This window comes from Marinimicrobium sp. UBA4209, assembly GCF_002381585.1.
Lineage (GTDB): Bacteria > Pseudomonadota > Gammaproteobacteria > Pseudomonadales > Cellvibrionaceae > Marinimicrobium > Marinimicrobium koreense.
In genome coordinates this window covers 18,221-28,674 of the sequence record NZ_DFTP01000088.1, presented here as the reverse complement: position 1 = coordinate 28,674, position 10,454 = coordinate 18,221, and the positions used below count along the sequence as shown (strand labels likewise).

Below are 10,454 nucleotides of genomic sequence, written 5' to 3'. Positions count from 1 at the left end.
CCCATGCGCAGCATTTCGTCGGCTTCATCGAGCACCAGGCTCTGCAGCTTGGACAGGTCCAGCGTACCGCGACGCAGGTGGTCCATTACCCGACCCGGGGTGCCCACAACCACCTGGGCGCCGCGTTTGAGCTGGCGCAACTGGCCGCCCATGTCGCCGCCGCCGTAAATCGGCAGTACGTGAAAGTTGTTCAGCTTGCTGGCATAGCGCTGAAACGCTTCGGCCACCTGAATGGCCAGCTCGCGGGTCGGTGCCAGCACCAGAATCTGCGGCTCGCGCTGCTCGGGGTTGAAGCGCGAGAGCAGGGGCAGGGCAAACGCGGCGGTTTTACCGGTGCCGGTCTGGGCCATGCCCACGATGTCTTTGCCATCGAGCAGGGCCGGAATGGCGGCCGCCTGGATCGGCGAGGGCTGTTCGTAGCCGACGGACTGAATGGCCTGAAGCACGGGTTCAGACAGGCCCAGGTCGGTAAACAGCAAGGGGGTTTGTTCGGTCATGGAGTGTTAGCCTCAATATGCAATAGGCGCGCGGCGGCCGGAGCAGCGGGATAATGGGCGCGGCGTGGTCAGGGGGTGTTGTCGGGTGATCAGAGGGTGCGATCTCGGCAGGTCCGGGGCCTTATCGCGGCACGTTGGGCGTGTGTTCCGCCAGTGGGCGGTCGCTTGGGCTGCACTCTTGCAGCCATGACAGGTCCCTGTCGTCTCAGCTCTGCCCCGTAACACCATTTCCCCAAACGCATAGAGGGCTTAACTGAAGAGGCGCGGATTATAGGCGCATTTCATCGCCCGCGCAATGTTATCCTTGTCGGTAACAACCTGATGTCAATAAAGGAGCGAATTATGGCAAGCGTATTTTCGAAAGTGATTTCCGGCGAATTCCCCGGCCATTTTGTCTGGAAAGACGACAAAGCCGTGGTCTTCATGACCATTCAACCGATTCGTGAGGGCCATGTACTGGTGGTGCCGCGTGAGGAGGTGGATCACTGGGATGACCTGCCGCCGGCCTTACTCAGCCACCTGATTCAGGTGAGCCAGAAAGTGACCAAGGGCCTGAAAGAGGCCTATCCGGCGAAGCGGGTGGGAATGATGATCGCCGGTCTGGAAGTACCGCATACCCATATCCACCTGGTGCCGTTGGATTCAATGGGGGATTTGAGTTTTGACCATGCGAGCAGCGCTGACGCCGAGGATCTGGCGGAGGCGGCGCAGAAGATTCGCAAGGTGTTGGTTGCCCAGGGGCATGGTGAAGCGAATTTGAGTTAAATTGGCCGGTGGGTCGGGGTTTGGTAGCGGCGGATGCGGCCTTCGGCCTTATCCGCCCTACACGACCTGCCGTGGTTTGCGTAGGGCGGATAAGCGCGAANNGCGCATCCGCCGTAACCCAAGCTGAACCCTATGTAACACGTCAATGTACCTGCCCATTGGTATGAATCAGCGTCACCACCGCCAGAATCACGAACAACATGAAGGCGCTGATGCGGGCGTACTTGAGCGGAATCTTGTCCATCAGCCAGCGGCCCGCAAACAGCACCGGGATATTGGCCAATAACATGCCCACCGTGGTGCCGATCACCACCATCAGAAAGGCGTCAAATTTGGCCGCCAGCACCACCGTGGCGACCTGGGTCTTGTCGCCGATTTCCGCCAGGAAAAACAGCACCAGAGTGGCCACGAATGGCCCGTATTGATGGAAGCGGCCAGGCTCATCGCTGGCCTTATCGGGAATCAGGGTCCACAGGGCGACAATCAGAAAGCTGCTGGCGAGAATCCAGGGCACCCACTGTGCGGGTATCAGGTCCGCCAGCCAACTGCCCAGCAGGGCGGACAGGGCATGGTTGATCAGGGTGGCGACCAGGATGCCGGCGGCAATGGCGTAGGGGCGGTGATAGCGGGAAATGAGAAGCAGCGCCAGGAGCTGGGTTTTGTCGCCGATTTCGGCCAGAGCCACGGCGAGAGTCGATCCGATCAGTGCTTCCATCAAAAACGTCGTCCGGGCGGGGCTGTTAGACAGAGATACACACACCACCCCGCCGGGATAAGCGTCTGTACCTCAGGTCTCATCAGCCCGACCCGTGCGGCGGAGCCGCAGGGTGGGGTGTTACTGCCATGCGCTGTGGCGCAATTATGTTGACAGTAACGCCAGCGATACTGCGCGCTGGCCGATTACTCCCCCGAGAGAGGGCTGCATTTTAGAAAGTGTTGCCCCGCAAGTCAAATGCGAATCGTTCGCCGTTCTCCGGCGGGGCTCCGAGGGGCCGTGGTGGCCGGGCTTCAGCGACGGCTGGCAGCCCCGCCGTAGGGCAACTCCGGCAAATAGGGTTCAATCAGCGCCAGCGCGTCTTTATACACCTGACGCACATCGGGCTTCAGGCCCACCTCCATCCTTCGGGAGAGCATGGTGATGGGGAACAGGCACTCCTCGGTGCCCTCGACACACAGCGCCCGGCTACGGCCCCGGTTGTCCTCGTAAATCTTCCACTCCAGCTCGTCCACTTCGGCGGCCATCACATTGCCCAGCACCGCGCCCAGCGCCTGAAGCGTCAACCGGTCGTCCTGATCGACCAGCTCCCGATCGACAATCCGCTGCAGCGTGGTCAGATCGCTCAGATCCTCGCGAATCTGGCTTCCGACCCGGGTGCGTGCCAGGTCGTCCACGCGCTGTACCTGTTGGGCCATGTGGTTGCGGTCCATCCAGGCCAGGTCCTCAATTGTGACCTCCTGGGCCAGAGTGGCCGGGCTGGCAAGCAGGAGCAGCAGGCCCAGACCGAAACACAATTTATTCATGGGTTACCTCTTTGGGTTTGGAGTCCAGTGCGGGAGAATCCTCGCCATTCTCTATCAGAGTGATGGGCTCCGGGTAGAGTTCATTCAAGGGCTGAGACAGGCCGGATTGTAACACCATGTGCACATGGTGGCGGCGCAGCAGGCGCGGCTCCGGAACGCCGCAGGCGTGGGCGATCAGCCCGACGCTGTAGGTCAGATTGCGCTGATAGTGGGCCACCCGCTCGGCCTTGTCGGTGGGGTCCAGGCCCCGTTGCAGTTTCGGGTCGTGGGTGGTTACCCCGGTCGGGCAGGTGTTTTTGTGGCACTGCATGGCCTGAATGCAGCCCAGGGAAAACATGAACCCCCGGGCGCTGGTCACGAAGTCGGCGCCGCACGCGATGGCCCAGGCCACCATGGAGGGGTTGATCAGCTTGCCGGAGGCGATCACGCGCACACGCTCTTTCAGGCCCGCTTCACTAAGCAGGTTGCACAGCCAGGGCAGGCTTTCCTTGAGCGGTAGCCCGACGTAATCCATCAGCGGTTGCGGGGCGGCACCGGTGCCGCCGTCGGCGCTGTCCAGGGTGATGAAATCCGGCGCCCGATCCACACCGCGAATGCGGATAGCGGCCACCATATCCCGCAACCATTGCTTATCGCCCAGCACGGTTTTGAAACCCACGGGTTTGCCGGTGACCTGACGGATGTGGTCGATCATATCCAGCAGGTCGTCCACCGAACGGATATCAGGGTGGCCGTTAGGGCTGATAGATGCGTGTCCTTCCGGAATGCCCCGGATTGCAGCGATTTCGGCGGAGACTTTTTCCGCCGGCAGAATGCCCCCCTTGCCGGGCTTTGCTCCCTGGCTGAGTTTGATCTCAAACATCTTGACCGATTCTTTGGCCGACAGCTGGATCAATTTTTCGTCCGAGAGTTTGCCGTCCAGGTCCCGGGCGCCGTACTTGGCGGTGCCCAACTGAAATACCAGATCGCCGCCTCCCTCTTCATGGAAGGGCGAGAGGCCGCCCTCACCGGTGTTCAGCCAGCAACCGGCCTTGGCGGCGCCTCGGGATAGGGCGCGCACCGCCGGCGCGGAGAGGGCGCCATAACTCATGCCGGAAATGTGGAAAAAGGCCGAGGTCGTGTAGGGATGCCGACAGTAGGGGCCAACAGTGACCGCCGAGGGTATGGCGGCGTCCTGCTCCAGAGTGGGGAAGGCCGAGTTCAGAAACAGCACCGTGCCCGACGGGTTCAGGTCCCGGGTGGAGCCGAAGGCCAGGTTGAGGTCGAGGTTTTTGGCTGCCCGGTAAACCCAGGCGCGTTCGGCCCGGTTGAATGGCATTTCCTCGCGGTCCATGGCGAAAAAATACTGCCGGAAAAATTCGCCCAGGTGCTCGAACCAATACCGAAAGCGACCGATCACCGGATAGTTCCGCCGAATGGTGTGTTTGCGCTGGGTAACATCCACCACATACATGGCGGCCACGGTGAGCAACCCGACCCCGATCAGGGTGACAAAAATCAGGACCAGAATGGTCAGCAATTTCAGAGCAAATACATCGTCGAACATGGCAACCTTCACTGTCGGGCCGAAAATGGCATTGGCGTGAGTTCAAGCTGGCCGCTATCATAAGGCTTTTAGTGGTCTGCGACCATGTCGCACCCCATACAACACCCTGTCAAAAACCGAGGAACCTCCATGAAAGCCACAAAAATCATAGTCAGCATTCTGGTGGCCCTGATCGTTGTCATCGCCATCGCGCTGTTTATCGGCCTGCGCAACCTGGACACTCTGGTCGAAGCGGCCATCGAGTCGGTCGGACCCACGGTGACCAAAACGGACGTGCAGGTGGATGGGGTACACATTGAATTGACCGAGGGGCGGGGTACCATCAGTGGCTTGTCCATTGCCAACCCGCAAGGCTATTCGGATCAGCCGATTTTTCGCGTGGGCGATGTGACGTTGGATATTCGCCCAAGTTCGATCACCGAGGATGTGGTGGTTATTGAGGAAATCAAAGTCGATGGTGCCCAGCTCAACGCCGAGCATCGAGACCTGACCCAGATCAACCTCAAAACCCTGCTGGACCAGATGAGTTCCGGCTCCCAGGAAGAAACACCCAAGTCCACCACCGCCAGCCCCGATGTGCGCTTTATGGTGGAGAAACTGAGCTTCACCAACGCCGGCTTGAGCTTGAGTTCGGACGAACTGGGCAATCGTGAATTGACGCTGAGGGACATCAACCTGGAAAACCTGGGTGACCGTCAGCAGGGGTTGACCCCGGCCCAGCTGACCCGGGCGATTCTCGACCCGCTTCTGCAGCAGGCCCGCCAGCGGGTGGAAGCGGAAGTGCGCTCGGAAGCCGAAGGCGCTCTGAAAGAGGAGCTGGAGTCCCGTATGTCCGATGACGATAAGGAAAAAGTCGACGCTGTCCGGTCATTGCTCAACCGCTGATCCACCTGCCTCCCCGGGGTTTCGCCCCGGGGATTTCCCCTTAACGTTTTTCTCTTCTGCCACAGAGAAATTGCATTCTGGCCTTGTAACCGATTACAATCGGTTGGCGTCGAACCTCTCCGGTCGACGGCAGCGTGCCAAAACAACGTCAATAACCCAATAAACAAGGTGTGATATGGTCAGGACCACCGTCTTTCACGGCCTGCTGGCGGGCCTGGTTGCCTTGCTGACGGCTTGCTCAGCGCCTCAATCTGACGCCCCGCAACAAACCGCAGGCTCCGTCGAGCCCATCACTGAGAACATTGATCCCGCCGCCCAGGCGCTCTGGCGCAACCTGCACCGGCTGAAAGGCGAGGGCTTTCTATTCGGTCACCAGGACAGCCTGGCGTACGGGGTACAGTGGCGTGATGACTCCGGGCGCTCCGATGTCAAACTCACCACGGGTGACTACCCCGCGCTTTACGGCTGGGATCTGGGACACCTGGAGCTGAACGATGCCCGGAACCTGGACGGCGTCCCCTTTGCGCGAATGCGGGACTGGATGCGTGATGCCTACCGCCGCGGTGGGGTGGTGAGTATCTCCTGGCATATGACCCACCCGGGTACCGGCAGCAGCTCCTGGGAAACCGACACCGGCGCCGCCGAGCTGCTGCCGGGCGGGCGATACCATCAGGACCTGCGCCTGGCGCTGGATCAATTTGCGGCGTTCGCCCGCTCCCTGGAAGTGTCATTGCCCGATGGCCGCACCGGACCCATGCCGCTGATTTTCCGGCCCTGGCACGAACACAATGGCGACTGGTTCTGGTGGGGCAAGGGGCCGACATCCGAGGAGGACTATCGAGCCTTGTGGCGCTTTACCGTGGACTATCTGACCCAAGAGCAACAGCTCCACCAGCTGCTGTTCGCGTTTTCTCCGGATCGCAGTCGGTTGACGTTGGATCAGTTTGAATCGTCCTATCTTTATGGCTACCCCGGCGATGACTACGTGGATATTCTCGGTATTGATAACTACTGGGATCTGGGCCATTCCGCCAACACCGCCACACCGGAGGAAGATGCCGGGCGGTTTATTGCCAGTCTGGGTGCCTTGGCCAAATTGGCGGCGCAGCGCGGTAAACTGGCGGCCATGACCGAAGGTGGCCAGGATACACTGTTCGAGTCAGACTTCTTCACCGAACGGCTGCTCAAAGGCTGGCAGGCGAACGAGTGGACGCGACAGATCGTATATATGCAGGTGTGGCGTAACGCCAATCGTGAGCGGGAGAGCCGGGATCACTTCTATGTGCCGTACCCGGATCATCCGGCGGCGGAGGATTTCATCGAGTTCCACCAACATCCGGCGACCCTGTTTGAGGCCGACCTGCCACCCCTGTACGAGTAGCGCTGATGCGCCGGGACGCAGGGAAGAGGGTGTCCGCTGGGCTGCCGTCTGTCGGCTGATTGACCGGCCCTGAGGGGATTTTCCGCGGCGCTTGCCGCCGCAGGGGACCGGCATCAGGAGCGCCGAGATGGGCGCTCGTAGGGGCGAAACTCCCGTCACTGCACAGCCCTCGGCGGACACCTGAGCCAAGTATAGCAACGGGCAGTCGCTATAACAGTGATTGCCATAGTCTATTGTGGAGCAAAAAAGCGCCGACATATGGTCGCATCGTTCTATGGCTGCTATCCTCAAGGCAAGCCTGTTGACGTGATAACGACCCTTTATGACCCCAGTACGGATAGCTCTGATCTACCTCGCGCTCGCCTCCTTGTGGATATTGCTATCCGACCGGGTGCTGTACTGGTTGGTCGCCGCAGACTCCACCAGCTTCCTGTTCTGGCAGACCACCAAAGGTTGGTTATTCGTCATCGCCTCCAGCGTCATCATCTACTTGTTGGCCTATCGGCTGAACTGGGCGCTCTCCCGGCAGCTCGATCTGAAACGCCGGCACCTGTCTCTCGTGCGCCGCAAAGCCTACACCGACTACCTGACGGGGTTGCCGAACCGTCGCTTCGGCCTGCGGGTCATGCGAAGGCTGCTGGGGCAGGCCGAACGCAGCGGCAAAGGTTTCTGTGTCATCCTGCTGGACCTGGATGACTTCAAACAGGTCAATGACAGTCTGGGCCACAGGGCGGGGGATCAACTGATCGTCGCGCTTGCGGAGCGACTCAAGGCCCAGCTCGGGCCCGGGGAGCATCTGGTACGCCAGGGTGGGGATGAGTTTCTGATGATGTGCGCCGGTACCGAAAGCCGCCATCGGGTGGCGGCCCGTACCGGTGCGCTGCTCGAAGCATTGACCGAACCGGTTACCGTCGACGGTATGGAACTGACCGTCACCGCCAGTGCCGGGGTGGCCTGTTATCCGGAGGACGGTCAACAGCTGTTGGGCCTGATGCGCAGCGTCGATCTGGCGTTGCATCACAGCAAAAAATACAAACACTGCTTCAACTTTTATCAGCCGGAAATGGCCACCAGCCTGCAGCATCGTTTTGATCTTCAGCAGAAATTACGCGAGGCGCTGGAAGAGGATGGGTTGGAAGTTTTCTTTCAGCCGGTGTACGAGCCGGTTGAAGGGCGCTGCACCGGCTCCGAGGCTCTGGTGCGCTGGCGCACGGCGGAAGGGTTTATTTCACCGGCGGACTTTATTCCGGTCGCGGAGCAGAGCGGGCAGATTCGCAAACTGGGCATGATGGTGCTCAGAAAAGCCTTTTTCCGTACGGTTGAACTGATCAGGGAGAGTGGTCAGCCGTTGACCATCTCGGTGAACGTTTCTCCCAAGCAGTTTGTGCACGGGTACATCGTCAGTGATCTGCAGCAGGCGTTGCACGAATCCGGTATCGACCCGCAGTGCGTGATTCTGGAAATTACCGAAGGCGTACTACTGAATAACGTGATCGAAGCGGCGGAAGTTCTCAATCAATTGACCGACCTGGGGGTCGCCATCTCCATGGATGACTTCGGTCAGGGCTACTCGTCACTCAGTTACCTGCGCCAACACCCCTTCAGTTATCTGAAAATTGATCGCAGTTTTGTGCAGGGCATGGATCAATCCCGGCAGGATCGTGCACTGGTAGAGGCGAGCGTGGCCATGGCTCAGGCACTCAATCTGAAAGTCGTGGCCGAAGGCGTGGAAACGCAAACCCAGAGTCTGGCGTTGGAAGGCCTGGGTGTGGACTACCTGCAAGGCTTTTGGCTGGCCCGCCCCATGCCGGGGGATGAATACCGGACTCTGGTTCTGCAGCAAACGGTCAACGCTTGATGCGCAGACTCTGGTGGATATGGGTCTTGTGTTTGGGCATTGCGGGCACGGCGGCCACCTGTTGGTTTATTGACGTTTCCCCTGAAACGATAACGGCCAGAGCGACGGAATCGACGCCTGAAAATGCACCGGCAATTGCTACGGACTATGAGCTCCGTTACCGCCGTTGCGACTTCCAGAGCCACTGGCGCAAAGACGTCCGCTGCGCCGACCTGTTGACGCCCGGCTATGCGACCGACTCGGGTGAGCAGCGTTTTCACCTGCCGGTGGTCATCCTCCGTTCCAGTTCGTCCGAGCGACGGGACGACCCGGTGATCTACTTGCCCGGCGGCCCCGGTGGTTCGGCCGGGCTCGATAAACACAGCATCGAATTCTGGCAGTCCTGGCAGGAATACAGCAATCTGCACCGTGACCTGATTCTGATGGATCGGCGCGGCGTGGGGAAAAGCGAGCCCGCGCTGACCTGCCCGGAGTATGACATCTACAGTGAGCAGGCCGTTGCTCAGCATATTGATCCGCAGCGGGAAGCGCGGGAAGCCGCCGAGTTGCTGCAAGCCTGTTTTGCGGACTTGGAGGCTGCGGGGCACTTTCGTCAGGATCAGTTTGGTACCCGGCAAAGCGCCGCCGATCTGGCCGCACTGATGCGCCTCTTGCCCTACGAACAGTTCAATCTGATCGGCGTGTCCTACGGTACGCGCCTCGCTCTGGCGACGGTAGCGTTGAACCATGAAGGGCCGCCGCCGGTGCGAACATTGGTACTGGATGCGCTTTACCCACCGGACCAAGGCGGACTGATCAGTTGGCCCGGTGTGGTAACCGAAAGCATCGAGCGTTTCATTCGCTGGTGCCAAGGGCGCCAAGGCTGCGCCGAGTCGGTGCCGGACCTGAACGCCTTGCTGATGCAGGCCCTAAAAACGTTGGAAAATCAGCCACTGGAATTGTCCGTGGACAGTTGGTACCGAACGGAATCCATCGAAGTGGTACTGGACGATCACCGAATGATGACCACGGTATTCAGCGCCCTGTATGACCATGGGGATTGGCCGATGATTGTCGAGGCGCTGCAGGGTGTTGTGAGCGAAGAGCCCGAACGAGTGACCCCGCTGGTGGAATCCTTCATCAACCAGGCGTTGGAGGGCGGCCTCTCAAGGCTGACGTTCATGGCGGTGAACTGCTTCGACCATACGCTGGGCACCGAGGCCGCCTACAGTGCGGAACTGGCCCGCTACCCACGCTACGCCGCCTATATGGATCGTTGGGACAATTACATCTGTCGCTGGTTGGGCTCCGCCGATGAACCTCTGCCACCCCTCGAACCGCCCGCCACACCCACGCTGATATTGGCCGGCGAACTGGACCCCGTCACACCGGCGCAGTGGTCTCGAGACGTGTCCCGTCGCTGGCCAGAGGCTCAGCTCTATATCGCCGAAGATGTCGGCCACTCGGTGATATGGTCGGACACCTGTGTAGAGTCAGCACTGGGCCGTTTTCTGGATCACCCGGAGCAGGAGTGGACGCCGGAGTGCGTGGCTGAGGTTGAATAGCGGTAAGAAGGTGTCGGGGCGGTTAATAGGCATAAAAAACCACCCAAGTTGGGTGGTTTCTGGTCTAGCGCTTGGCTAGTAATTTGGCTCCGCCTGCTGGGCTCGAACTAGGTGGATTCCACTGGAATTCACCAATGATTAACGGCGCGGCTGCGCTAATCATTGGTCCATAAAAAAACCACCCGAGGTGGGTGGTTTCTTCGTATTTGGCTCCGCCTGCTGGGCTCGAACCAGCGACCCAATGATTAACAGTCATTTGCTCTACCAACTGAGCTAAGGCGGAGTGGCGCCTTCCTGTCTGGAAGTGGTGCGTATCCTATAGTCCGGATTTGGATCGGTCAACCCTTTTTTCAGAAAAAAGTGCCCCTTTTGGGGTGGCCTGGTGACGGTTTGTGCAATTTGGGTGTTCTCTGTGCACTTTGGGTAATAACTGGTGCTTTTTCAACGGGTTAGATTG

9 protein-coding genes and 1 tRNA gene are annotated in these 10,454 nt (G+C 59.8%); 5 read left to right on the top strand and 5 right to left on the bottom strand.

The annotated features are described in order from the left end of the window. Positions 1–497, bottom strand: a 497-nt coding sequence (locus B3187_RS12790) for a DEAD/DEAH box helicase (RefSeq protein WP_286806869.1), incomplete at its 3' end; no start/stop codon positions are given. 342 nt (positions 498–839) lie between these two features. Between B3187_RS12790 and B3187_RS12785 the strand changes: the two genes are divergently transcribed. Beyond that, positions 840–1,262: an HIT family protein gene (locus B3187_RS12785; protein ID WP_286806868.1), complete on the top strand. Its 423-nt coding sequence runs from the start codon at positions 840–842 to the stop codon at positions 1,260–1,262. A gap of 142 nt (positions 1,263–1,404) precedes the next feature. Here the strand turns inward: B3187_RS12785 and B3187_RS12780 are convergent, their stop codons facing one another. The 3 genes from B3187_RS12780 to B3187_RS12770 all read right to left on the bottom strand — a co-directional run bounded on the left by B3187_RS12780 (position 1,405) and on the right by B3187_RS12770 (position 4,329). Further along, a complete protein-coding gene (locus tag B3187_RS12780; protein ID WP_123637559.1) occupies positions 1,405–1,977 on the bottom strand; it encodes a TMEM165/GDT1 family protein in 573 nt (190 codons plus the stop codon). A 293-nt stretch (positions 1,978–2,270) separates the two neighbouring features. After that, complete coding sequence (locus tag B3187_RS12775) at positions 2,271–2,783, bottom strand: DUF3806 domain-containing protein (protein ID WP_123637558.1); 513 nt, start codon at positions 2,781–2,783, stop codon at positions 2,271–2,273. Beyond that, positions 2,776–4,329: an FMN-binding glutamate synthase family protein gene (locus B3187_RS12770; protein ID WP_286806866.1), complete on the bottom strand. Its 1,554-nt coding sequence runs from the start codon at positions 4,327–4,329 to the stop codon at positions 2,776–2,778. Before B3187_RS12770 ends, B3187_RS12775 begins: the two co-directional genes overlap by 8 nt. A gap of 129 nt (positions 4,330–4,458) precedes the next feature. On the opposite strand from B3187_RS12770, the gene B3187_RS12765 reads away from it, so the two are divergent. From B3187_RS12765 to B3187_RS12750, 4 genes are all read left to right on the top strand, one after another. Then, positions 4,459–5,214: an AsmA family protein gene (locus tag B3187_RS12765; protein WP_286806864.1), complete on the top strand. Its 756-nt coding sequence runs from the start codon at positions 4,459–4,461 to the stop codon at positions 5,212–5,214. Positions 5,215–5,389: 175 nt separating this feature from the next. Next, positions 5,390–6,595 (top strand): glycoside hydrolase family 26 protein, encoded by a 1,206-nt coding sequence (locus B3187_RS12760; RefSeq protein ID WP_286806863.1) that lies wholly within the window; start codon positions 5,390–5,392, stop codon positions 6,593–6,595. A 322-nt stretch (positions 6,596–6,917) separates the two neighbouring features. Continuing rightward, positions 6,918–8,453 carry a putative bifunctional diguanylate cyclase/phosphodiesterase gene (locus tag B3187_RS12755; protein ID WP_286806862.1) on the top strand — a complete coding sequence of 512 codons (1,536 nt, stop codon included), beginning with the start codon at positions 6,918–6,920 and terminating at the stop codon, positions 8,451–8,453. Further along, a complete protein-coding gene (locus B3187_RS12750; RefSeq protein WP_286806860.1) occupies positions 8,453–9,997 on the top strand; it encodes an alpha/beta fold hydrolase in 1,545 nt (514 codons plus the stop codon). The genes B3187_RS12755 and B3187_RS12750 overlap by 1 nt, the downstream gene beginning before the upstream one ends. A gap of 207 nt (positions 9,998–10,204) precedes the next feature. Here the strand turns inward: B3187_RS12750 and B3187_RS12745 are convergent. Next, positions 10,205–10,280 (bottom strand) — tRNA-Asn (locus B3187_RS12745). Positions 10,281–10,454 lie beyond the last annotated feature (174 nt).